Genomic DNA, 23912 nt, shown 5'->3' with positions numbered 1-23912 from the left:
CATCCTGCAACAAGAAAAACAGAGGCCGAAATCAACTTGAACTCGCTAAACGAATGACCGAAAGCGGCCGGGAGAGCCAAGATAATAATCCTACTCAGCGCTAAGCGTGCTTCATGCCGCTACTCGATCATGACATGCCCGTAACACCGAGAGTTGGATTCATCAAACCTGGGATCATATGACCAAACCCTGATTGGGTTAACCTTCGCGGTGATCATGAGGTTCTCGATGGTGATCCCATTCTTCTATTTGATTTTTGCGATCCCTCGCAGGGGCGATGAGGACAAGCGTAGCTTGCGGGGCTCGGTGCGGGGCACCTTGTTGCTACCCCTCGCGGGGGCGATAAAGACCTTTAGCCGCCACGACGTCCCGTGTCGGATCAACGAGTTGTTACCCCTCGCAGGCATAATGAGAACCGCGCCACACACCCTAGGGCACCCGCCACTCAAATAATCGAATTGCGATAGATCCAATCACCTCTGGAAATTTTTGCAATTAATTATGCGGGCCTAGAAACTTATCCCCATTGAGGTGGATCATATGGTCTGGCGTATCCGCACACCAGGCTTCGGTCTCCCATGCCAAATCAGAAAGATAAGCGCGCATGACAGCACGGTCGGGAAAGCAGGACACGTACACCAATCCTGCTGTGCATCCCTTGAAAAGCTTACGGAGCTCTTCATATCGCTTACCGTCGACCGGGCCATGCGTCGAGGCCGCCTCCATGAGGAACAACCAGTTCTTGCTTCTTCGATATACGACCAGGTCGGGCATTTTTCCATGCTTGTCCACCTGGACACCCAAGCGACCAAGGCCATCGACATCAAAATGGGTGGCCTTGCCGTCAGCATCCCCGATATAGATGACTTCGCCACCGGGCGTGTACCGTGGACAAAACTCTTCCACCATCGCCTTGATCAGGACGTTCTGACCTCCAGGGGAAAGCGTGACCTCTTTCCCTCCAGGCAAGGTGACAGGGATACGGTTCATCTCTCGGGTGGCGTTGTAGCGGGTGATCAGCCCTGGGCGTGCGGCCAAGTAGTCCTTGAGTCGCTGGTCGTTTCCGGGCTGATCCCACGCTTGGATGAGTTCCAGGGCGAGCTGGTTGATACGATAGTTGTTCTTAGAAGAGTTGACCGCACGATACGGGTCGTCGGCGTTATAGTCGACCAGTCCTGCGTCCACGAATTGGTGGAGGGTTTGACGGCGTATGGTTTCCCGCGAGTTGGGCGCGTAGTCCTTTCCCCAGTCATCCCGGATACGGTCCATGATGGGGCGGGTTGTGAACATCTCATTGGTCGCTTCAGACCACGGATCACCGGGCTTCAGGCCGAGAAGGGCAAGCAGCACCCACCCGGAGCGATCGTTAGTCTGTTGTTTGGGAAACCCGAGCCGGGACAGAATCTGTTGTGCCGTTGGCAGGTCCGCCCCGCTCATGTCGCATCAGCCTCACTCAATACCTTGTCGACCAACCGGTCTAGGTCATCCTGCCCTGGGATGGTATCGGGAGCCAGGTGAGCCAGCCGGACCAAGGTGTCGATATCCGGGAAAGGCAAGATTCGCAAGTCGGTGGCGTTGACCTGGGTGTGTCCGCTGAAGGTGCGAAAGACATCGTCCAGGATGGTCGAGTTCAGCCACAGGACCAGTCCTCGCGCCAGGGCAGGGTCCAGCCCTCGTCCATCCGAGTGCAGGTAGTTGGTCTTGTTGTCGAATGCGGTCGGTGCCTCGCTCTCCCAGACACCGGCCACGACCCTGTGCTTCTCCTCTTTGGAGGAGAAGCGCTTGATGAGCACGTAGGTTCCGGCCGGCACGGTCAGCTTGTCCGCCGCCGAGATCCCGATACGGAACCATGAAGGTTTGCCCCGCGCGGAAAGCCGGTGGTCGACGCCGGTCGGACGGATGTGCGCCTGGTAGATCATCGGTACCGTGTCCGGTTGCGGGGTCGGGGTCAACAGGTCCCGGTTGCGAAAGTCCACGACCTTGCCAGTGGAGGCCGTGATGCCGAGATCGGCCAAGGTGTATGAGGAGGCAGGCGGTACGACGACCTCGCCGTCGGTGAACCGGACGAACTTGTAGCGGTCCTCGGGGCGGACCACCACGTCGAAGGGTACGGTGCGGTGCTCGACCTCTGCACCGTGCTTGAGGGCAGCGTGCATGGTGACCGTCGGGCTCTGTGGCCCCTTGGTCATGGAGACGACCACGTTCTCTTGGAGCACACCAGAATCCGCGAACACACTGTCGCGGCTTTCGAACACGAGGAGGTTGTCGAGACCGACCTGCGACAGCAGCCATTCACGGAACGCGGTGAAGTAGGCGCCGTTGGCCCAGGATCGGGGCACAATGATCACGATCTGTCCGCCCGGTGCCAAGGCTGCGACGCTTTCTGCCCAAAAGGCGGAGTACCGGTTCGGTGTGTCGATGGTGCGCAGGGCGGTGTGCTTGCGCTGATCGCTGTTGCGAGCGAGTTTGCCATAGGGCGGGTTGGCGATCACCAGATCGAACGGCCCGCGCATCCTGGGTTCCTCGGAGGTGAGGAAGTCCTCCGTGATCACTTCGGTCTTCACGCGGCCATACGCTTCGCAAGCAGCCAGAGTCTGGGCCAGGTGTGGGACGAGCTGAGGGTCCACCTCGACCGCAGTGACATGAAGCGACAGGTCAGGGCGCTCAGTGCGTAGTCTGTGGATCAAAGAGACCGTGAGTGAACCCACACCCGTTCCTGGGTCCAGGATGCGCACTGTCCCGTCGAGAGCGGCAAGGTCCAGCATCCCGGCCATGAGATCACCTGTGATGGCCGGGGTGAAATGCTGACCGAAGGCCTCTTGGGTGCCGGGTTCCAGAGCTCGCTGCACGGTCTGGCGGCGGGCGTCTACCTCGCTACGGATGTCCACCTCGCCAGGTTAACGTCCACCAGTCACACGACTGCCGTTGTCCATAGGTCACGTGGAGAGACAAGCCAGCAACGGTGCTGGGCGAGTCCCTCACCGTGTTGCCACCCCTCGCAGGGGAGATGAGGACGCGCCCACTCCTGCACGGTCACCACGGGTTCGTGCAGTTGCTACCCCTCGCAGGGGCGATGAGGACTTCGCGCCTCGCAGGGCCGCCGTCCGGGACCCGATGTTGCTACCCCTCACAGGGGCGATGAGGACCAGGCGGTCTCGTCGTCGGGGACCGTCCCGAGGATGTTGCTACCCCTCACAGGGGCGATGAGGACCTGTCGTGGGGGGTCTATGGGGAGGGGCGGGTGCGTTGCTACCCCTCACAGGGGCGATGAGGACTCCGCGTGGCTGGTCGAGCGCCTCGGCCCCGTGCCGTTGCTACCCCTCACAGGGGCGATGAGGACGTCGGAGGACTCCTTGCCCTGGTGTCCGGAGGTGCCGTTGCTACCCCTCACAAGGGCGATGAGGACGAGATGTACGACGCCCTCAGCATCCCGGTCCCCCGGTTGCTGCCCCTCACAGGGGCGATGAGGACGCTGATGAGGTTCGCGGACGCGGAGGGGCGGCCCTGTTGCTACCCCTCACAGGGGCGATGAGGACGGTCCGCCCCACTAAAAGCACACTGATCATCTCCTCGTTGCTACCCCTCACAGGGGCGATGAGGACGTGGCGGGCACCGGGCCCCCACACCCTCTCCGCCCCGTTGCTACCCCTCACAGGGGCGATGAGGACGTCGGAGGACTCCTTGCCCTGGTGTCCGGAGGTGCCGTTGCTACCCCTCACAAGGGCGATGAGGACGAGATGTACGACGCCCTCAGCATCCCGGTCCCCCGGTTGCTACCCCTCACAGGGGCGATGAGGACCCCCAGCTCAGGCCAAGTGGCTCCGAGGCGACACCGCGTTGCTACCCCTCACAGGGGCGATGAGGACGCAAGTCCTTCAGCGGGCCGCGATGATCGGCAAGCGGTTGCTACCCCTCACAGGGGCGATGAGGACAACGACGGCCGCACCCCGTGGCCGGCGGCACAGCTGTTGCTACCCCTCACAGGGGCGATGAGGACATGTGCCGGGCCTGATCCCACGAGACCGCGCCCAGCGTTGCTACCCCTCACAGGGGCGATGAGGACGCCATGCGGGACGACCCTCCGCCGGAGTTGGACATGTTGCTACCCCTCACAGGGGCGATGAGGACTTCAAGCCGGGACCGTTGGCGGCGGGCAGTTTACGTTGCTACCCCTCACAGGGGCGATGAGGACGAGACGGCCCCGCGGCCGAGGGCTACCTCGCCCAGGCGTTGCTACCCCTCACAGGGGCGATGAGGACCCGACGGTAAAGCCGCAGGTCCAAGGCTTGCGCCGAGGGCGCTGGGACCACATTTTTCAGCGAACCTCCGGTAGTGCGGCAGAGCCCGGTGCGCCGCTGAAAACCGGTCCCGGAGCACGATCACCGTTCCCTCACAGAATGTCACTCGGCTCGGGTTTGGTGATGCCCCACGCCAGACGCTGCGGGACAGCCCCCGGCGGGAACGTGTAGACGAGGACGTGATCGTACCCGTCGTCGATGACGTCCTTGACCGCTCGCTCGAAGCGTTTGAGCTGTGCCGGGCTCAGCTGTCCTTCGAAGACGCTGCGCTGCACGTGGTGCAGGTACAGTCGGCAGGTCCGCAGGATCTGCGGGTTGCGTTCGGCGGCGGTGTCGTAGACGACCACAACGTGCACGGTCGGCTCACCACCAGATCCGGAACGGCTTGTAGGTGTCGCCTTCCAGGCAGGCCCGGGTCACTTTGAGGGCTTCCAGGTACAGCAGTTCGTCGTAGGCGACCGGTCGTTTGAGCTCGCGGTGGTTGACCGTGGTCGCGAACTCATCGCGCACCGCGGCGACGACGAGTTTGCGTCCTGTGTCGCTGAGCATGGCCTGGTTGGAGTCCACGTCGAAGTGGTGCGGTTTGAGCTGGTTGCGTGAGGCCATGCGCAGCAGCAGCCGTTCGGAGAACATCGGTTTGAACATCTCGGCCATATCCAGGGCCAGGGAGTGGCGTTGGCGTTCCATGGTGCTGTGCAGGAAGGCGATGCCGGTGTGCAGCGGGGTCAGGCGCAGGGCGGTCACGGTGCGGGCGTAGACGATGCCGTTGACGTAGCTGATGAACGCGTTTCCGGCGTTCTTGGGCGGGCGGCGGCTGCGTCCGTGCAGTTGCAGCCAGTCGGGGAGTTTGGTGTCCAGGACCTCCCAGGCCGAGCGGCGGAAGTTGCCTTCGATGCCCATGAGCGAGGCCGCGTCGGGTGCGTCCTCGGTGTTGTTCTTCAGCACGGTGTAGGGGGCCTTGAGCAGGGTCCGGTCGATGATGCGGCGGACGTTGAAGGCGGTGGCGCGCACGATGTCGCGGGCGATGGGCATGGCCCGTTCGGGGTCGGTGGCCAGCGCCACCTGGGCGATGACGGTCTCTCCGGAGGTCGCGGTGTCGGCGGCGGTCAGGGATCCGGTGTAGTCACCGTAGTAGCCGAGCAGGTGGACGTTGATGTGGTGCTGGTTGAGCAGGCTGATCACGGAGGTGTTGACGTCGACGGGTTTGCAGGCGATGAGGTCGCGCACGTCGGTGATGGGGATGCGCACGTGCTCGCCGTGGTCGCGTTCGATGAGCAGGGACTGGTCTTTGCGTCGGATGCGGCAGCTCGTGGTGAGCCAGTAGGTGCGGGCTGCGGTGGGCATCACTGACTCCAGCAATAGTCGAAGTAGCTGCATCCCCGGCACCGGGTGCGGGCCGGCCGGGGCGGTGAGAGGGGTTGGGCGACGGTGGTGCGCACGTTGGCGATGTCGGTGCGGGCGCGTTCGTCCCAGTCGGGTTCGTAGGGCATACGTTGGGTGCGGCGGGTCTTGGGGTAGCGCAGGATCGCGCCTTGGGTGTCGACGCCGACGAGGCGGAGCCGGTAGCAGTAGTGGATGGCCTGGGCTTCGTCGGCGGGGCTGGGACGCGAGGAGGACTTGGTCTCGTGGACCCACAGGTTCCCGTCGAGGTCGTCCAGGCGCGCCGAACCCAGGTCGACGGGGTGGGCGCGCCGGTAGGAGGTGTCATGGACGGCTTCGCCGAGTTGAACGGTGGCACTGGTCGCCTCGGGGCGGAACCCCCGGGCGAACAGCCACAGCTGCCGGGGGCAGTGGTAGAGGTACTTGATGTGCACCCCGCCCACGTCCTGTTCGGAGATCACAGGAGCACCCCCGGCTGGTAAGCGCCGGCGGCATTACCGGGCGGGTGGATGGTGATCAGGCCGCGGTCAGATGCGTATTCTGCGTCGATGATCAGAACGTTGAGGGTGTGGTCCCAGGTGCCCAGGGCACGGGCATAGTGCGGGAGCGGGATGAGGTACTGGGAGGCCAGCAACCTGCCCGTGCCGCGTTCCTCTCCGGGCGAGGTGTCCTGGAGGGCGTCTTTGTAGTCCTGCCGGTCCTTGGCGAGGATGCCGTCGACGCCGTCGAACATCGCGTCGAAGGCCGCGGAGAGCTGTGTGGTGTCGTTGAGGGGTTGGTCGAAGGACAGGAACTGGTCGCGGAAGTCCTCCCGGGAGATGTCGGCCTGGTCCTGCCACCGATCGCCCCAGGGACTGGTGTAGATCTCGTTGAGCCAAGCCGTAAAGAGGCGTTCGTCGAGTTCGCGGCCCTGGTGGCGGGTCAGGATGTCCCAGCCCAGCCGGGTGGGTTCGGCGTCGTAGACCTTGTCGGCGAAGTCGGGTCCGGACCTGCCGCGTGGGGCGTAGTGGGGGCGGTGGACGATGACCGGTGCCGGGTGGTCCAGGGCTCCGATGCGGTTGATGCGGCCGAAGCGCTGCAGGAGCGCTTCCAGGGGTGCGGCGGAGGTGTGCAGGACGTCGAAGTCGACGTCCAGGGACACCTCGACCACCTGGGTGGCCACCAGCAGCCCGGGCCGGCGGGGTGTGGTCCGGGTGCCGAACCGGTCGCGGATGGCCTGTTCGATCCTGCTGCGGTCGCCGGTCTTGAAGCGGGAGTGCAGGAGAAGGGCGGCGTCGTCGCCGTGGAGTTCGCGGGCGAGCGGGGCGAGCTGGTCGTACAGGTACCAGGCGTCGGCGACGTTGTTGGCGATGACGGCCACGCTGTGCCCGGCGCGCAGTGAGGTTTTGATGTCCTCGGTGCTGGCGGGGTTGGTGAGGTGGTCCTCGCGCAGGTGCAGGCGGTGGCGGCGCGGCCAGGTGTAGTCGGTGTCGGGTTCGACCAGTTCCACCGTGTGGTCGGGGCCCAGGGCGGCTCGGATGGTGTCCAGGAGTCGGTCGGGCAGGGTGGCGGAGAGCACGCCGATGCGTCCGCCCAGGCGGGCCCACAGTCCCATCATGGCCAGGATCATGCCGAGGCGGCGGGGTTCGTAGGCGTGGAGTTCGTCGAAGACGAATGTGGAGTTGGTGGTGTCGATGAGGGTGGAGGCGTGCGCGGTGCCGCCCAGGGCTCCGCGCAGGAGCTGGTAGGGGGTGGTGACGCGGACGAGTTCGCGGAACAGGCGGCTGGCGTTGGCTTTGGCGACTGCGCCCGAGGCGCGTTGCCGCTCCGCTGTGGCCGGGTCTGTGGGGGTGGTGTCGCAGGTGGCGGTGGACAGGTAGAAGCTCGCGGCGCGGGAGTGGACGACGCCGACTTGGTCGTGTCCCAGGTCGGTGCGCAGGCGGGTGGCCATGGCGTTGATGGAGGCCAGGTAGGGCAGGGCGTAGAACAGGCGGGGTGTGCCTGCTGTTTCGTCTGCGGTGTGGTGGGTGTGGGTGGTGGCCCACAGCAGGGCGGCTTCGGTCTTGCCCTGGCCGGTGGGGGCGCGCAACACCATGTGGGTGGTGGTGGCGTGGGCGCGTTCCTGGTGGGGGTAGGTGTCGGCGTCCTTGGCCTTCAACCTCGCGCGCAGCCGTGCGGGGTAGTCGACGCTGGTCAAGGGGTGGGTGGTGAGCAGGTGGCCGTGGGCGGAGGCGACGTGGTCGGCCAGGGTGAGGGCGCCTTGGAGCAGGACGGCGGTGAGGCCGGCCTCCTCGTCGGGGCTCTGGCCGCGGTCCCAGTGGGTGAGGATGCGCTCCAGCAACCGGTGCCCGGCCTCGGCCAGCTCCTCGGGGGTGGCCTCTGCTGGGGTGGGGGCTTTCGCGGCCTGGGCGAGCCAGGTGGCCAGGGCGTTGGCCGAGGCCGGGTCCACGGGGCCGAAGTGGTCGTGGAAGTCCTTCGGGCTGGTCAGGGTGCGGGTTTCGTTGCGGATGGACCCCTCGCCCCCGGTCAGGGGGCGGTGGTGGGTGAGGACGCCCAGGCCGATCCAGGTGCGTTCGTCCTCCGGTAGGTGGGCTAGGACGTGTTCGACGAAGGCGAGGGAGTAGACCTCGTGCCGCCGGCCCCACGGCTGTTGGGGCGGGGGGTTGCCCACCATGGTCTGGAACCCGTCCGGGACCTTGCCCGCGTCGTGGAACAGGCACGCGAGCCTGGCCCGGTCCCAGAACCGGGCATCGGTTGCGGGCAGGGCGCCGATGCGGGTGTGCAGGGTGTCCAGGGCGCGTGTGGTGGCCTGCAGGTGGGTGGTCAGCGCCTCCCCGGGCTGGGGAGGCTGGCTGCGCGTGTCGGGGCTCTTGGCCCAGATGTGCGACAACTCGACCCGCGCGCCAGCGGCAGCATGGGGGTGGACGGGGGCCAGCGGGACGACCGCTTGGCCGTCGCTAGCGCACCACTCGGAGTCGACGCGGGCGCTGCTGCCCTGGGCGGCGTACCGGTAGGTGCCCCATTGGATGCGGGAGCGGTCGGGGCTGATGGTGTGCGGCATCCGCAACTGCATGCCGGACCTGGAGTTCTCGGCGGGTAGCAGGGCGTGGCCCTGGGTGCCCTGCCCGGGGTAGAGGGTGATGCGGCTGGTGCGGGCCGAGGCAAGGTCCTGGCTGCGGCCCAGGCGCAGCGGCCACACCGGGCGGCGCAGCGCCCTCTCCCACAGGTCCAGATGGTCCAGCACCCACAGGGTGAGGGTGGTCCGGGCCAGGAACTCGTGGTCCTTGGGGGTGGGGTCCGGTTTCTTGCCCGCCGTGGCCAGGGGGTGGAAGGTCTCCACGTCCACGCCTTTGCCTTGGGCGGTGAAGGCCATGGCGATGCGGGTGTCGGCGGGCATGCGGTCCCAGCCGCCCACCGCGGCGGCCAGCAGGCCTGCGGCGGTGGACGGCGGCGGGCAGGGCAGGGTGACCTGCACCCCTGAGTACAGGGGGTTGCGGAACGAGGCCACCGGTGCGGTGATCGTGATCTCCAGTGCGCTGGTCATACGGTCGCGTCCTCGAACCAGGCGTCGCGCTGCCCGGCCTCGATCTCCTTGGCCAGGGCGCCCAGCATGGTGCGCGGGTGGTCGATGACCACCCGCCCGGCGGTGATCTCCTCGGCCAGGTCTTGGCGGGCCTGGTCGCGCTGGGTGCCGAGGAACCCGGGCGCCCAGCCGATGTGGACGGGTCCGTCCAGCTCGTCGGCCCAGGCCCGCAGTTCCTCGGCGAAGACCGCCGTGTCGAAGAACGTCCCCTGCGGCCCGGTGGCCAGCACCCGGGTGAAGGGGTTGTTGCCGCCCTTGAGGGGGGCCAGCAGCACGAAGGAGGGGGCTCGGTCGCCGTAGTGCAGGGCCCGGCTGGCCCCGCCCTGGACCTGGGCCAGGGTGCGCAGCAGCACTGCGGCCCGGCGGCGCCGCTCGGCCAGGGGCAGGCGCAGGGCGCCGACTCCGCGCAGCACGTACTCGGCGGCACCGGCGGTGACGGCTTCCTGGGCGGCGGCCGGGGACAGGGCCTTGCGCAGCCCGCCCCCGTCCTGTTCGAAGGTGCCCACGCGCGGCAGGTCCACCAGCACGTCGGCGGCCATCTCGGCGGTGTAGTGCTCGTGTTCGTGGATGACCGGGTCTGAGTCGGCCGGGAAGCCGCGGCTCATCGTGCCGAAGTCGGTCACGATGCGCTTGGCGGGCAGCGCCACCAGGGTGCCGGTGGCCAGGACGGTGTCGCGCTGGTAGTTGCCCTGCTTGGTCGCGACCATGTAGCCGAACAGGTCGTCGTCCAGGTACAGATCCGGGCGCCCGTCGGTGTAGGCCTGCTGCTTCTTACCGGCGCCCAAGCGGGTGACCGGGGAACGCTTCTCACCCAGGGGCAGGGAGTCGCGCCACCAGCGGCGGAACGCCTGCGCGGAGATGTAGGGAACGCGTTCCCCGCGGCCGACGGTCAGGTACTTGACCTTGGCCATGTTGTCCTCGCCGCGGCCGTTGTTGGGGGCGCCGGCGGTGATGTCCAGGGCGAGCTTGCCCACGAGGTAGGTCATTAGTCGTTCTCCGCTTCCAGGTCGGTGTCGGCGATGAGGTCGTCGGTGGACACGTCGTCGTGGTCGTGTCCGCGCCAGGAGGGTTTGAGTTCGTGCAGGTGGTTGAGGACCCCGATGAACAACAGGTCCCGGTGGAGGAAGACCCGGTCCTCGGCGTCGAAAAGCAGCCGCCACTGGCGCTGGGTGATGAACGGGTCGGTTTCCCGGGTACGCAGGGTGCGGTCCACGGACTGGCGCTGCAACCACGCGCGCAGGGTCGTGAGCTTCTTGCGGGCCTGGAGGAACTTCTTCAGTTCCTTGTCGTCGTGGGTGTTGAGGACAGTGGCGATGCGTGCGGCGAGTTGGTCGATCTGGTCCATGTCGGTGGAGGACACCTGGAGCACCTTCGTGGCGTAGTCGGAGCAGGTGGCGGACAGCAGTGGGGTCTGGGCGCAGATACCGCCCTTGCCCAGGGCGCGTTCCCGCAGGAAGTGGGAGACGGTGGGGATGACCCTCTCGGGGAGGTCGAACAGGTTGCGGGCGAGCATGGACCGGCCGGGGACCTTCTCCCACCGGTGGGCGCGCCCCAGCCAGTGCAAGGACGGCTTGGGCAGGTCGCGGATCCATTCGGTGGCGGGCTGGTCCATGGCATGCACGGCCAGGTCCTGCTCCTTGTTGCTGTTGGTGAACACCATCAGCTCCACACCGTCGGTGACCCGTTCCTCGTAGCCGCGCACCCTGCTCAGTGCGGCGAGCTGGCGGGCGTAGGAGGGGCGGGCCCCGGCAGGGGCACCGGTGAGGGCGTGACGGCGGGTCTGGTCGACCTGGAACTTGGTCAGGGCCCACAGCAGGTCGTCGTCCCAGGTGTGCAGGGCGGTGGCGCGACCGCCCCAGATCGAGCACCCGTAGGGCAGGGCGTAGAAGCTCAGCAGGCATCCGCGGCACAGAGCCATCCCCTCATGGGTGGGGATGGTGGTGTTGCGGTAGGAGGAGCTCTCCGTCAGCGGGACGTCGACCTTGCCGTAGAACCCGCAGGCCGGGTGATCGCACAGCACGCACCGGGCGTCCACGGCCGTGTCGGTCTCAGGCAGGTGCCGCCAGGCGGCGAGCTTGTCCTTGAGCCCCTGCCCCAGCAAGGATTTGCGGTTGGTGGTGTTGATCGGGCAGTTGGGCCAGAACAGGTAGCTGGCGCCGAGCCAGAACCCGTGAGGGCCTTTGCTGTCGGCGATCTCGGTGGTGCGCTCCAGGTCGCGGGTCATGTTCGCGTTCGCGGCCCGCAGATCCTCCTCCGTCAGCTCCAGGGGGTGGGTGAGCTCCTTGAGGTTCTTGCGGGTCCGGTGCACAAGGCTGGACAGGGCGAATGCACCGATCCGCTGAAAGGGGTGCGCGGTCAACCGCACCCCGAGCCCGATGGTCGTGGAACTCACGCGATCACCCACCCGAACCCGGCGGAGTTGGCCTGCCCCAGCCCCCAGCTCCAAATGCACCGCAGCGTCTCGGGGGCGCCGTGGATCTCCGCCTCCAGGGCCGCCCCGGGCTTGTGCCCCTGGCTCACGGCGAAACTGCGCTTGGGTCCCACCCAGGTGATGGCCTGCACCGACACCTCCGGGTCGACACCGATCGTCTGGGCCTTGCGGCGCAGATTCCCCTCGAAGTAGGCGGGGAACTCGGGCTCGGTCGGCAACACCCAGGCCTGGCGGGTGGTGCGCTCACCGTGCTCGTTGTGCCCGGACCCCTTCATCACCACCGGGGTGGAGGTCCGCATCACCGCCTTCCCGGAGGCAAAGTCCGGCGGAGCGACGACATCGACCTTTTGGATCCGCAGGGCGGTGCCGCCCCAGTCCAGCACGTGCTCTCCAGCCAAGCCCTTGGCCAGGCCCTCGATGATCTCCGAGACAGGGCTGGCGAACTCCACCGTTCCCGTTCCGCCGGCGGTGTACTGGCGACGTTTGCGCGGGGTAGACGGGAACGTGGGAGCGCTGTGACCGAAGGGGACCATGCCGGTCTCCCCCCAGCCGCGTTCATGCAACCGGGCACCGAGCTCCGGCGCTCCGAAGGAGAGCAGTTCATAGACCAGGCCGCGGCCCGGACGCAGCACTTCCCTCCATTGCAGAGACGGGGCCCTGGTGTGGACCGCTACGCGAAGACGCACAGGTGACCTCCTCACTCAACATCAGGTGACGAGGCAACACGGTAGGAACCGCCGCTGACAGAAAAGCCCTCAGATCAGCAAGATGGCCAACCAAGGCCAAATACTGCATTTCCACCACACCGAACAAGCGAAGCTGATATAGAGGCTTTCAATCGAAAACAAGTTCGATAATCAGGTGCGCAAGATTCCCATTTCACAGAAAAACTCATCAGATGGCAGAGGAGTGCTTCTCCGGAGTCACCACTCTTGGCAGAGGTGATGAGGACCCTGAGGGCTCTCCCCCTCCGGACGCTGATCCAGTGGCTACCCCTCACAGAGGCAATGAGGATCTACGTCGACCCGGCCGGATCCGCGCTCGCGTGGTCGTTGCTACCCCTCGCAGGGGCGATGAGGACGGTCAGGTGGGGCAGGGTGAGCGCGCACACCACGCGTTGCTACCCCTCGCAGGGGCGATGAGGACCCCCACCGCGGGCACCTCGATCCCGGCCCACATGTGGTTGCTACCCCTCGCAGGGGCGATGAGGACGATCGAGGACGGTCGCGCCCTGGTCGTGACTGTCCTGTTGTTGACGAGCACGAACATGACAGTGGGTGCGAGCACGGAGCTGTCAGTGGTGACCGGTCACGTCTTTCGCACCTGCCGGGTGTTGGCCAGATGGACAACGTCCTCGCTGAGGTCGGTGTTCACGATCCACACGTGGTGGTCGCCGACCTGGCCCACGCGCCCCCAGAAACTGGTCTGCTCGAACAGCGCCGGGGGTGCGTGGTCTCGGGTGGCGGTAACCGTAACCCAGTCCCCCAGGAGCCCTTCAAGGTGGTGCCGTCAGTGTTGACGATCACGGAGATGTCAGTAAGCATCGGCCGCGAGGATGTCCGTACCGTCGCCAGTTTCGGTTGCTCTTGGTGACGTTCGACCGAAGCGCACGCTCCGCCCTCACCGGCGCTATCCCGGGGTCCCCTCCTGCCGGACGACGCCATCGTGCACTGACCTCGAAGACGCAAGACCGGCCTGGATGATTTCGTCACCCAGGCTGGGCCCGCCCGCGAGAATAACAGCAGAGACCCCGAGGAGATTCATACACCGATCACGTCGACGCGGGCGGAGTGGGCAGCCCGCTTTCATCCGCGACCGATAATCCCGTCTCGCAACACCAGCGGCTGCCTGGAGGGTGTGCGCACGTCCACATCCTTGGGCTGATCCGAGCTGGCGGGCCTGAAAGTGATGGTGGTGGGGATGTAGGTCTCTGACACCGCAATCCGGGCGCTGGCACTCTCCCCTTCTGGTGCGTTGGCATTGTTGGTTACGAAGGACAGGAAGAGCGGAATTGCCGCAACCGAGGCAGCTTCCATAGTGCCGAGATTGAGTTCCACGATCTCGTTGTCCTCCATGCCTATCGGGGTCTCCTGGGGTTGCCCATCGGGTCCGGTGTAGAGCTCTGTGAGATCGGCGAGTACAAGGTTCCCCTCATTCTCCTTTCTCGCGCTCATAATGACCTCGTAAGCTGGCTGGCCGCCGTCCTGGCTGACGACGAGGAACGTCCAGTAGGGTGCGGCGTTCGCGATGCGCAGGCCGCGTTCGCTAATGAAGCGTTGCGCCTCGGGACAGGAGCATTCCATCGAGTTCACCCAGAGGTCGGAGTTGAGGATGTTGTCGGTGCTGTAGAGGTTGGGCCCGGTCTCCTGAGGCGTGAGGAAGTCGATCTCGACGTTTGCCCCGAGGGCGTTCTGGAGGTGGTCGCGGTGGGGTAGTTCGGGGATGGTGGTGGTGACCTCGATCCAACGGACCGAGAAGTTCGGGTTCCCTTGGTTGAGTTCTGCCTGAACCTGTTCGGTCTGAATCTGGGCGAGGTCGGCTCCGGTCTGCAGGGAGCGGATCTGCACGTTAGTGATGATGAGACCGGGTACGAGACCGAACAGAGTGATAAGCGCGGTCGCGGCGGAGAGCCACAAGGTCCACCGCTCTCGTTTGTCCTTGGCGATCTCGCGTTTTTCCTGACGATCGGCCCTGGCTTGATCCGAAGACGCCGATGAGGGTGCCACAGGAATGTGTTCGCATTCCTTCACGTCGACCGGGGAAGGGGATGACTCGCTCTGATCGGCAGGGTCGGAGGGCGGTTCCGTGGTGGTGCCGGTGTCCTGGGCAGCGGGGACGGTTTCGGGTTCCGCTTCCGGTGGGTGTTGGGTCGGGGCGGCGCTCTCGGGCCGTTCCTCGGGTTCGGGCATCGGGGCTCCCTTGCGCTCGGCGGTCCGCTTCCATGCTCATGGGGCCTGCCCAGTTCGACAATGCCCGATCGGGACAACCCACTCCGCCGTACTTTGTGACGGTTAACAGTTCAAAAGGTGGGCTGCGGATGTTGACGAGCACGAACATGACGACAGATGCGAGCACGGGGATGTGTCAGTAGGTCACGTCGAATCCGGCCGCCGCTGGTGCAGGGCTAAGGCGGGATGCGGCCTGGTCGTCGTGGGTGGTGGTGTGCCCGCACGGCCACGGGTTCCAGCGGTGCGAGGCGGGCGCGCGTGTACCCGGCGGCGATGATCCGCTCCTGGGCGGCCTCCTGGTGGTGCTCGCAGGCATAGACGACCCCGTGCAGGTGTGCGGGGTTGAGGAACATCGGAACGAAAACCCGCGCTAAGGGTTCCGCCCCTAGTCAGCAGCAGGAATAGTCGGTCAGGGCAAGCGGGTGACGGTGGCTGCGTCAAGACGTCGATGCATGAACGACAGAGTGGAGAACAGATCGAGGGCGTCCGGTTCGGGGATACGCCATCCTGCGGTGGCGCGGGGGGTGTGCGCTGGCGGGTTGCGGAAAGTGCCGAACACGCCCTTGAGGAGGTTGGCGAACCCCTTGTGCTCGCTGATCTCGCTCTCGGTGGCGAAGCCGTTGATACGGACCAGGGGAGGCTGCCTTCTCGTGCTGAAGCAGAAGTCGACCAAGTCGGCTCCATCAAGCGCGGATCCCGACATCTCGCGCAGCCGTTCGGCCAGTCCCTTGGTCGCTTCGAAGACCGCGTGAAACACCGACTGGCGCAGGATCTCCTCCTCGCAGTACTTGATCACCTGGGGGTGGACCCCGCGGCGTCGGAGCTCGCTCTGGAGTCGGCCTGCCAGTCTGGCGACCTCGTCGAGATTGGCCGCTCTGGCCCCGCGCGCCAGCTTCCCGGCTTCGTTGACCCGCAGTCCCAGCAACGCCAAGGGCTCGTTGAGCGCGTCTTTGAGTGCTTCGAAGCGGGCGCGGTCCTGGACGTAGCGTCCCGGGGCCATGGCTTCGGTGATGAACTTGATGATGCAGTTCGAAGCCTGGTTTCGCTGTTGCTGGGTCATCAGCGCTGCCCAGAGTCGCTTCCTCTTGTTGCTCGCGTTGGGATCCACGTCGGGGACACCTGACACGCTCAAAAGCGTGGTGATCTCAGAGCCGGAGAGCCCCGGGGAATCCGTGCTGGCCAGGACCGCACAGACCGATTCCACCGCCGCGCTCTGCCACATGGGATGCCGGATCTTCGCCATGACAACCATCATGGGGGTCGTTCGGTGGCAAGGCGGAGGAAATGCCCCGAAAAGGTGATCACTCGTCGGTGGGCAGGTGCGCGACCGCGGCTTCCATGTCGGCCTGGGTGGGCAGAGTGTAGCGGCGGGTGGTCTCCAACCTCTTGTGGCCCATGAGCTGGGCGACGGTCACCACGTCCACCCCGCTGCGGGTGAGGTTGGTGCCGAAGGTGTGGCGCAGGGTGTGCGCCGACAGCGCCGGTCGTCCGCTGTCGTCGACCACGTCGGCGTCGGCGGCGAGATCGCCTAGGAGCAGGTTCACCGCCCGGTCGCTCAACCGGCCCCCGCGCTGGTTCAGGAACAGCGCTGCGGTATCGGCGCCAGGCCAGGCGGCCCGTTCGCGCTTCCACTCGGCCACCGCTTCGCGGGCGGAGGCGTCGGTGAGCGGCACGGTGCGCGAGTCGTCGTTCTTGCCCGCCCGCACGATCACCGTGCCCTTGCGGGCCGACAGCGGCACGTCCTCCACGTCCAGGGCGACCAGTTCGCCCACGCGCAGCCCGGAGTAGACCAGCAACCTGCCGATGGCCCGGTCGCGGGCGAGGGGGCGTTTCTCCACGGCGCGCAGGAACCGCTTCTGCTCGCGCGGGACCAGCGCTCTGGGGGCGGTGGCCGGCGGCTCATCGCGGCCCACGTTGGCCGGGCCCAGGCCCAGGTGGGTGAAGAAGTGGTCCAGGGCGACCAGGTGGGCGTTGGCCGTGGCCGGGGATCTTTTGAGCACGGTCTTCATGTGCGAGCGGTAGTCGCGGGCGGCGAAGTCGCGCCCGTGCGCGTCGGTGAGCGGGTCGACTCCGGCCGGTGTGGCCTCGTCCAGCCAGGCCAGGAAGGACCGCACCCGGGCGGCGTAGGCGCGGCGGGTGTGGGCGTCCAGCGGGGCGCGCTCCAGGGCAGCGGTGTAGGTGTCGAACACCGGGACGTGGGCGGCCGGGACGTCCTGGCGTGGCGGCATCGGGCGGGACTCCCCTGATATCAGAAGTGGTTCCGGGCCCCTGAACCTACCCGGTGCCCGCGATATCAGAACCCGGCACGACCCTTGGCTTCTGATACTGCTGGGTATCAGAAGAAAGGACAGGGAATGGTGACCTCAGGGAAAGCTCCGCCTCTTACGCTAGATGTATAGAGTTAGAGGATGCCGAGATTCCGAGTCACCGACGCGACCCTGGACGTCCTGGAGGTCCTGCTGTCCGGCGACGATGAACTGTACGGACTCAAGATCGCCAAGCAGATCCAGCGCCCCACCGGAAGCGTCTTCCCGATCCTGGCCCGCCTGGAGGACCACGGCTGGGTCGTCTCCGAATGGGAGAGCGGCGACCGCGCAGAACGCGGAGCCCGCCGGCGCCTGTACCGGCTCAACCCCGACGGTCTCTCCCAAGCCCGCATTCTGTTGGCCGAACGCCGCGGTGAACAAGCAACCATCCGATGGAACCCGGGCCTGCGCCCCAGGTGGGAAGGCCTGACGTGACCACAGCTCTCATCATCTTCCTCGCCACCGCGGTCGCGCTTCCCCTGCTACTCAACGAATTCGGGGAGTGGGCTCCGTGGCTGGCCGTTCGGCTTGTGCGCTGGACCGCGCGGCAACTCGGCAGCCGAACCGATGCTGATCGCTACGCCGAGGAGTGGGAAGGCAACCTCAACGAGGTCCCGGGCAAGCTCGCCAAGCTGGCCATCGCCATCGGGATCATGGCCTACGCCCCCCGACTACGGGGATCGCTCAGGTGGAGCCGTGCACGGCGGCTGGAGTCCAGAGCTCCGATTCGACGCTCGCTGACGGGGGCCTTTGTGGGGCGCGAGGCAGAGCTCGAAGCCATCGTAAAACACCTCCGACGCCGATTTAGAAGCAGAGGACGAGCTGGTCGAGTGTCCGTGCTCGCGGGAATGGGTGGAGTCGGTAAGACGACCCTGGCCGCTGCCTGCGCCACCAAACTTGCTGCTTCCTTCCCTGAAGGGGTGTTGTGGCTCTCGCCGGCCGAACGCGCTGATCTCTCCCCCGTTCTCGCTCTGCTCGGGCTCGCCAAGGCCGACATCCCCCAGAGCCAGACCGAGCAGATGTCGTTGCTGTGGAGGCACACAGCAGGTCGACGTGTTCTGGTGATCCTCGACGGCGCCGGAGAAGGCAGAGAAGAGAACCAGGGCCTGGTCCGCCTGCGGCTGATGGAAGCCCGGTGCTCCGTCCTTGTCACGACACGCGACACTCGATTTCTGCAGTCGGACAGCCGCTGGTGGAAGGTGGTGCCGGTCAGGCAAATGACCCGACGTGAGAGCTTCGAGTTGCTCCGTGCACAGGGCCTCGCCGGGCTGGGCCACTCAGACCTCAATCTGGTCTCCGCGAGGCTGGGGGACCTGCCCCTGGCTCTGGTGCTGGGCGCAGCGTGGATGCGTGTCAGCAAGATGCCGGTGTCCGAGTACATCAAGCGCTTCGATCAGGCGTATGAGGCGCTGGAAAGTCAGCCGAGTACGCCCGATACAGCCCGACCTGCATGGGATACCACGCCCGTAGTCGGCCCTACGTGGGAGATCTCGCTGGGAAGCCTGAAGAAGCACGATCCTGGAGCACTCGCGCTGCTACAACTGTGTTCCTGCACCGATGGCAGTCCGCTCCAGCGTCGACAACTGGCCTCCGATGATGCGCTTCCGCTCCCGCCTGAGCTGAAGGCCACCGTCAACGATCCTGTCGCCTACAGGCGGATGCTGCGCAGCATCGCGCACCACTCACTGGCCGAGGTCGACTACGCCGATGAGTCGATCCATCTGCACCGACTCCTTCGTCTAGTAGTCGCGGGTCGGATGTCCGAGACCGAACGATCGCTCTTCGAGGAAGCCGTGGCCCGGATGGGAATCCCAGGGGATTCGCGTGAGTGGGAGTAGTGCCTTGTAGATGCCATCCCAGTGGTTGGAGAAATACCACCACCACGAGCTGCGGCCAACGCGCCCACAGGCCCGCCCCGGAGAGGGCGGGCTTTCGTGTTTCCCGGACACACCACCACTGGTCAACGCATACTCGACTCGAAGGCCGCACGCTGGAGGTGATAGCGGTGGGCCGAGTCGATCCCGAGAAGCGGCGGGCCGCGACCGAGCGGCTGCGCCAGCTCGCCGACGCCGAACAACTCACCGCCCGGCACGTGCGCCTGATCGCTGAGGGTTGCGGGGTCAGTGAGCGCACGGTGTGGCGGTGGATCGACCCCGACGCCCCGGTCGTCGACGGCCGCGAGCGTCTCGGGTACCGGCTCACCGACACCGACCGCTCCGCTTACGCCTTCTACCGCGGCAACGCCACCGCCGTGCACCGCGCCCGCAGCTCCATCACCGGAGGCGCGGCCGCGCCAGCGGGCGTCCCGGTCCCCGACTCCCTCACCCAGGGGTGGCAGGGCGCCCGGCCGGTGTCCGTGCACACCCTGCGCCGCGCGTTCGCCTCCCAGCTCACCGCAGCCGAAAGAGCCCTGTGGAGGGAAGGGGAGAACGCCCGCCGCGACGCCGACGTGTACCTGTCCCGGCCGCCGTCGGTGCGCAACCAGGTGTGGGAGGCCGACCACAAGCAGCTCCCGGTCCTGGTGCTGCCCCCACGTGGGGGCGCGGTGCGCCCCTGGATGACCACGATCATCGACGACGCCACCCGCGCCCTGGTGGGGTGGTCGATCGCCCTGACCCCGCACACCGGCACCGTGCTGGCCGCGGTCCGGGCCGGGCTGGTCGAGGACGCCGACCGGGGCCCGTTCGGCGCGATCCCGGCGCTGGTGCGCATCGACCGCGGCCTGGAGTTCGCCGCCCGCCCCGTCACCGAGGCCCTGGCCGCCCTGGGGGTGGACGTGCACCGGCTACCCGCCTACACCCCGCACCGCAAAGGCAAGGTCGAACGGTTCCACCGCACCCTGGAACAGATGCTGCTGTCCGCTCTGCCGGGGTTCACCGGCGGCCCCCGGGACGCGGCCGGGCGCCTACACGGCCCCGTGGACGACCGCCCCGCCGCGCGGGCGGCGGCCGAGACCGCCCAGGTGCGCCCGATGGGCATCGACGACCTGGTCGGCCGGGTCCGGGACTGAGTCGCCTGGTACAACACCGCCCACGCCCACTCCGCCCTGGGCGGCCGTTCCCCGGCGCAGGCGTGGGAGGCCGACCCCACCCCGCTGGCGCGGATCGACACGGAGCGGCTGCGCCACCTGCTGCTGGCCGCAGGCGAGCGCGTCGTGGGCAAGGACGGCATCCGCTGGGAGCGCATGTCCTACCTGGCGCCCGAACTCCTGGGGCGGCGCGGCGAGCGCGTCCAGATCCGCTACATGCCCCACGACAACCGCTCCATCGAGGTCTACACCGGCGGCAAGCACCTGTGCACCGCCTACCCCCAGGCGCACCTGACCCCCGAACAGGTGCAGGCGTTCCGCACCGCGCAGAAGGAGGAGGCGCGCCGGCTGGCCGCCGCCCAGCGCCGCTCGGCCCGGCGCTCGCGCACCGAGTTGGCGCCGATGACCGGGGCCACCCCCGCGGCCGAGTCGCGGCTGATGCCCGCCGAGGACGGTGATGAACTCGCCCGCCGCCGCTTTGACCAGGCGCTGGCGGCCAAGTCCAGCACCAGCCTGCTGGGCCTGGTCGACCCCACCGTCCACCCCGTGGTGGAGGAGAACCAGAACCCGTGAGCGCACCCGCCCACTTCATGGGCCTGACCGGAGCGTCCACCCTCAACACCCGCTCCTTCCAGCTCACCCGCCGCGCCGTCACCGACCTGGTCGCCCACCAGGCCACCGGCGTCATCTACGGGCCCGCCGGGACCGGCAAGACCTTCGCCGTCCACGCCACCGTGGCCGAGCACGCCCACACCCAGCCGGTGGTGCTGGCCTTCCCCTCCCACCCGTCCATGCGCGTGGTCGCCGACGAGCTGCTGTTCGCCCTGACCGGCGAGCGCGCACCCGCGCGCCGCAACCGGTTCCAGCTCGTCAACGCCCTCATCGACCACCTGTCCGGCCTGTCCCGCCTGGTCGTGGTCGACGAGGCCCAGCGCCTCAACGGCGACTGCCTCGAACTCCTGCGCCACCTGCACGACCATCCCGACACCCGCTTCGCGCTGCTGTACGCGGGCGGCAACGGCTGCTGGGAGGTGCTCTCGCGCGAGCCGATGCTGCGCTCGCGGCTGTTTCGCATGGTGCCCTTCAAGCCGATCCCGCGCCGCGACGTCGCGGCGCTGATGGGCGCCTACCACCCCATCTACGCCCAAGCCCCGCAGGAGCTGCTGCTGGAGGTCGACGACACCTTCGCCCACGGCACCCTGCGCGACTGGGCGTCCTTCACCCACACCGCCGCGGCGCTGTGCACCGAGGAGGGCACCGACACCCTGGACGCAGCGGTGCTCGCCAACGCCTACGCCCTGCTGGGCGGGGGAGCCGATGCGTGAGCTGACCCTGGTCCACAACGCCGGAGACGAACCCCTGCCCGGCATCCACCACCAGCGGGCGGACAGCGCGTTGGGCGCCCGGCCCCACCTGATCGTGCACCCCACCCCGCAGGCCACCGGATCCCTCGCGCTGATCCGGGACACGATGCGCGCCCTGGGCAAGGACCCCCGAGCCCTGCCCACGGGCACCCCCGGGGAGCTGTGGCGGCTGGCGCGGGCCTGGATGCGCGCCCACGGCGTGCGCCACGTGGTCGTGGACCGCGCCCACCTGCTCGCCGACGAACAGATCCGGGCCCTGGCCGAGGTGGAGTGCGACCTGACGCTGATCTGGAGCAACGGCCAGGCGCCCCGCATCCCACCCCTGGAACGGGATCGGAACCTGCGGGTCCAGAACACCTACACCTTCGCCGTGACCTTGAGCGGAGCCCTGCGCCAGGGTGCCGCACCCCCCACGCCGCCACCGACGGTGGACGTCCCGGACCTGCCCCTGGTCGACTTCCCCCGGTTCCGCGCCGCCTGCCGGGACCGGCTCGGGCGCGCCGCCTTCGCCCGCGTCGACGAGATCTACCAGGCCACCCTGGCCCGGACCCTGGACTGGGAGCAGGGCGCCCGCGACGGCGACTTCACAGTCTCGCTGACCGCCTACCTGCGCGACGGCCTCATCGGAGCACTGGTCGACCCCCACCTGGCCCTGCTCCGGGTGCGGGCCGCCCAGGCCGCGCTGCTACGCACCGGGTGGCTGCTGCGCTGGAACACCACCCGCCTGGGACCCGACCCCGCCGCAGCGCTGCGCGGGCACCTGGACCTGACCCGCACCCACCGGCTGTACCGGCATTACCGCACCGACCACGTCGCCGCCACCGTCCTGGCCCTGCACCTGGACCAGGACCCGCGGTTCTTCGACACCATCACCGGCCAGGACGTGACCCCCGCCGGGCAGCTCCAGTGGCAACACCCCCCTACGATTCCCGTCTATCCCACGCGCTACTCCATCCGCCGGCGCCGCCACCCCCCGCTTCCCGAGCCCAGGCGTGACCGCTACGGCACCGAGTACGAGGAACTCACCGGCGCGGTGCGCCTGCCCGCGCACATACGCCTGTTCATGGCCGCCCACCTGGCCCACCGCCACCACCAGGGCGCCCTGGACATCGACCCGTTCTTCGTCCACCCCGACTACGTCAGCTTCCCCCGCGGCCGCAGCCCCGTCCCAGGGCTGCTCACCGGAGTCCGCGCGCTCTGCCGCGACCTGTTCGTGGACCGCCCCTGGACGCACTCCACCCGCTGCCAGGACGGCGACGGCAGGACACCCCGCCTGGGCGGGTGGATGCGCCTGCGCGGACTGTCCCTGTCCCGCCTTCCCGGAGCCCGGGGATGAAGGGGTGGGCGCTCCACGAGCGCATGGCCCAGTGCGGGGTGACCGTCCGCGAGGTCGCCGACCTGCTGGGCGTGCACCCCCACCAGTTGGACCACGACTCCCTGCGGGGCCTGCCCGAGCTGCCCGTGCGGGTGCTCATCGACCTGGCCCGCCGGTTGGACCTGCACCCCGCCGACCTGCTGCCCGACCTGGAACCGGTGCTGGCCCACCACCGCCAGGACGCCGAGCACGAACCACAGGCCCCCGCGGCCGCGGCCGACGCGCGGGTGGTGCTGGCCGCGCTCGCGCACGCGGGCACTCCTGTGCACACCTACACGCTGTGCCAGGCGCTCGACTGGCCGCATCCCCGGCTCAAGGCCGCGCTCGGCCACCTCCGGGCGCACCAGGACGCGGCCGGTGCTTGGGCGGTGCGCCGCACCGGCGCGCACACCTACGTCCTGGGGGGCCGGATGGATCTGCTCACCGAGCAGCAGCGGGCCGCGCTGGAGAAGGCGGCAGGGCGGGTGATCCCGATCGGAGCCGAGGAAGCCGGGGTCCTGGCCGCGCTGCTGGGGTTTGGCCCGCCGCCGCGCGGCGCGGACTGGGATGCCGGCGCCCGGGGTCTGGCCGAGGCCGGTCTGGCAGCGGACACCACCGGGAACGGGTTCGCCGTGGACCCGGACGTGCTGTTCAGTCTCTTCCCCGAGCACTCACCGTCAGCGGGGGAGGAGGCAGAGGTTGAGCACTGACATGTTCGTGCTCGCGCCCACTGACAAGTTGGTGCTCGATCCACTGACATCCCCGTGCTCGTCAACACCTGTTGCTACCCCTCGCAGGGGCGATGAGGACCCCCAGCGGGTTTTCCGGTGAGCCTTGGTATCTCGTTGCTACCCCTCGCAGGGGCGATGAGGACGGGAGGCGGCCTTGCCCAGGCCGCCCGTTCCCATGTTGCTACCCCTCGCAGGGGCGATGAGGACGTCCGGGCCGGTCCGCAGGTCCGCGCCCTGGTCCTGTTGCTACCCCTCGCAGGGGCGATGAGGACCCGGACCCGGTCGGGGAGATCGGCAGTTCGGTGTCGCGTTGCTACCCCTCGCAGGGGCGATGAGGACATGAGCGTCTTCGTCACTGACCCGTGGCGCTACGCGTTGCTACCCCTCGCAGGGGCGATGAGGACACCGAAGACCGCCCGCAGCAGGCGGAGATGTTCACGTTGCTACCCCTCGCAGGGGCGATGAGGACGCCTCTCTCGTCGGTGTGGTGGGTTACTCAGTTCTTGTTGC

Annotated in this window: 20 protein-coding genes and 2 CRISPR repeat arrays (1 of these 22 running past the window's edge); of the genes, 7 read left to right on the top strand and 13 right to left on the bottom strand. The window is 67.6% G+C overall.

The annotated features are described in order from the left end of the window. Window positions 1-495: 495 nt before the first annotated feature. From PWG71_RS08445 to PWG71_RS08385, 13 genes are all read right to left on the bottom strand, one after another. The gene (locus PWG71_RS08445; protein ID WP_274808996.1) at window positions 496-1437 is read right to left on the bottom strand and encodes a BsuBI/PstI family type II restriction endonuclease; all 942 of its coding nucleotides are present in this window, start codon (window positions 1435-1437) and stop codon (window positions 496-498) included. Beyond that, on the bottom strand, window positions 1434-2888 hold the full coding sequence (locus tag PWG71_RS08440) for an Eco57I restriction-modification methylase domain-containing protein (RefSeq protein ID WP_274808995.1): 1455 nt from the start codon (window positions 2886-2888) through the stop codon (window positions 1434-1436). The genes PWG71_RS08445 and PWG71_RS08440 overlap by 4 nt, the downstream gene beginning before the upstream one ends. 97 nt (window positions 2889-2985) lie before the next feature. Beyond that, window positions 2986-4259: a CRISPR direct-repeat array (repeat unit 30 nt; unit sequence GTTGCTACCCCTCACAGGGGCGATGAGGAC). Window positions 4260-4390: 131 nt separating this feature from the next. Continuing rightward, entirely contained in the window at window positions 4391-4654 is a 264-nt protein-coding gene (gene cas2, locus PWG71_RS08435) for a CRISPR-associated endonuclease Cas2 (RefSeq protein ID WP_220561810.1), read from the bottom strand. Window positions 4655-4661: 7 nt separating this feature from the next. After that, window positions 4662-5642 (bottom strand): CRISPR-associated endonuclease Cas1, encoded by a 981-nt coding sequence (cas1, locus tag PWG71_RS08430; protein ID WP_220561811.1) that lies wholly within the window; start codon window positions 5640-5642, stop codon window positions 4662-4664. Continuing rightward, window positions 5642-6139 carry a CRISPR-associated protein Cas4 gene (locus PWG71_RS08425; RefSeq protein WP_220561812.1) on the bottom strand — a complete coding sequence of 166 codons (498 nt, stop codon included), beginning with the start codon at window positions 6137-6139 and terminating at the stop codon, window positions 5642-5644. The genes cas1 and PWG71_RS08425 overlap by 1 nt, the downstream gene beginning before the upstream one ends. Further along, window positions 6136-9201, bottom strand: coding sequence for a CRISPR-associated helicase Cas3' (gene cas3 / locus PWG71_RS08420; protein WP_274808994.1), 3066 nt, complete (start codon window positions 9199-9201; stop codon window positions 6136-6138). The genes PWG71_RS08425 and cas3 overlap by 4 nt, the downstream gene beginning before the upstream one ends. Next, on the bottom strand, window positions 9198-10226 hold the full coding sequence (cas7i, locus tag PWG71_RS08415; protein ID WP_274808993.1) for a type I-B CRISPR-associated protein Cas7/Cst2/DevR: 1029 nt from the start codon (window positions 10224-10226) through the stop codon (window positions 9198-9200). The genes cas3 and cas7i overlap by 4 nt, the downstream gene beginning before the upstream one ends. Next, window positions 10226-11632, bottom strand: a complete 1407-nt coding sequence (locus tag PWG71_RS08410) for a hypothetical protein (protein WP_274808992.1) — start codon at window positions 11630-11632, stop codon at window positions 10226-10228. The genes cas7i and PWG71_RS08410 overlap by 1 nt, the downstream gene beginning before the upstream one ends. Next, window positions 11629-12303 (bottom strand): CRISPR-associated endoribonuclease Cas6, encoded by a 675-nt coding sequence (locus tag PWG71_RS08405; RefSeq protein WP_274808991.1) that lies wholly within the window; start codon window positions 12301-12303, stop codon window positions 11629-11631. Before PWG71_RS08405 ends, PWG71_RS08410 begins: the two co-directional genes overlap by 4 nt. A gap of 1173 nt (window positions 12304-13476) precedes the next feature. Continuing rightward, window positions 13477-14580 carry a hypothetical protein gene (locus tag PWG71_RS08400; RefSeq protein WP_274808990.1) on the bottom strand — a complete coding sequence of 368 codons (1104 nt, stop codon included), beginning with the start codon at window positions 14578-14580 and terminating at the stop codon, window positions 13477-13479. Between the two features lie 215 nt (window positions 14581-14795). Further along, window positions 14796-14972 (bottom strand): hypothetical protein, encoded by a 177-nt coding sequence (locus PWG71_RS08395; RefSeq protein ID WP_274808989.1) that lies wholly within the window; start codon window positions 14970-14972, stop codon window positions 14796-14798. Between the two features lie 56 nt (window positions 14973-15028). After that, window positions 15029-15862 (bottom strand): TIGR02391 family protein, encoded by an 834-nt coding sequence (locus PWG71_RS08390; protein WP_274808988.1) that lies wholly within the window; start codon window positions 15860-15862, stop codon window positions 15029-15031. Window positions 15863-15920: 58 nt separating this feature from the next. After that, on the bottom strand, window positions 15921-16847 hold the full coding sequence (locus PWG71_RS08385; protein WP_274808987.1) for a tyrosine-type recombinase/integrase: 927 nt from the start codon (window positions 16845-16847) through the stop codon (window positions 15921-15923). A gap of 180 nt (window positions 16848-17027) precedes the next feature. Between PWG71_RS08385 and PWG71_RS08380 the strand changes: the two genes are divergently transcribed. The 7 genes from PWG71_RS08380 to PWG71_RS08350 all read left to right on the top strand — a co-directional run bounded on the left by PWG71_RS08380 (window position 17028) and on the right by PWG71_RS08350 (window position 23381). Next, window positions 17028-17360 carry a PadR family transcriptional regulator gene (locus PWG71_RS08380; RefSeq protein WP_179819898.1) on the top strand — a complete coding sequence of 111 codons (333 nt, stop codon included), beginning with the start codon at window positions 17028-17030 and terminating at the stop codon, window positions 17358-17360. Next, window positions 17357-18763 carry an NB-ARC domain-containing protein gene (locus PWG71_RS08375; protein ID WP_274808986.1) on the top strand — a complete coding sequence of 469 codons (1407 nt, stop codon included), beginning with the start codon at window positions 17357-17359 and terminating at the stop codon, window positions 18761-18763. The genes PWG71_RS08380 and PWG71_RS08375 overlap by 4 nt, the downstream gene beginning before the upstream one ends. A 167-nt stretch (window positions 18764-18930) precedes the next feature. Beyond that, window positions 18931-19935, top strand: a complete 1005-nt coding sequence (locus PWG71_RS08370) for a DDE-type integrase/transposase/recombinase (protein WP_274808985.1) — start codon at window positions 18931-18933, stop codon at window positions 19933-19935. A 36-nt stretch (window positions 19936-19971) separates the two neighbouring features. After that, complete coding sequence (locus PWG71_RS08365) at window positions 19972-20526, top strand: Mu transposase C-terminal domain-containing protein (protein ID WP_342455953.1); 555 nt, start codon at window positions 19972-19974, stop codon at window positions 20524-20526. Beyond that, complete coding sequence (locus tag PWG71_RS08360; protein ID WP_274808984.1) at window positions 20523-21278, top strand: ATP-binding protein; 756 nt, start codon at window positions 20523-20525, stop codon at window positions 21276-21278. The genes PWG71_RS08365 and PWG71_RS08360 overlap by 4 nt, the downstream gene beginning before the upstream one ends. Next, window positions 21271-22653, top strand: coding sequence for a hypothetical protein (locus tag PWG71_RS08355; protein WP_274808983.1), 1383 nt, complete (start codon window positions 21271-21273; stop codon window positions 22651-22653). Before PWG71_RS08360 ends, PWG71_RS08355 begins: the two co-directional genes overlap by 8 nt. After that, complete coding sequence (locus tag PWG71_RS08350) at window positions 22650-23381, top strand: hypothetical protein (RefSeq protein WP_274808982.1); 732 nt, start codon at window positions 22650-22652, stop codon at window positions 23379-23381. The genes PWG71_RS08355 and PWG71_RS08350 overlap by 4 nt, the downstream gene beginning before the upstream one ends. Before the next feature lie 70 nt (window positions 23382-23451). Beyond that, a CRISPR array of direct repeats spans window positions 23452-23912; the repeat unit is 30 nt; unit sequence GTTGCTACCCCTCGCAGGGGCGATGAGGAC; it runs 91 nt beyond the window's last position.

This window comes from Nocardiopsis sp. N85, from assembly GCF_028882275.1.
In the GTDB taxonomy this organism is placed as follows: domain Bacteria; phylum Actinomycetota; class Actinomycetes; order Streptosporangiales; family Streptosporangiaceae; genus Nocardiopsis; species Nocardiopsis lambiniae.
The sequence above is the reverse complement of the archived record's forward strand: the minus strand, read 5'-3'. Positions and strand labels throughout refer to the sequence as shown.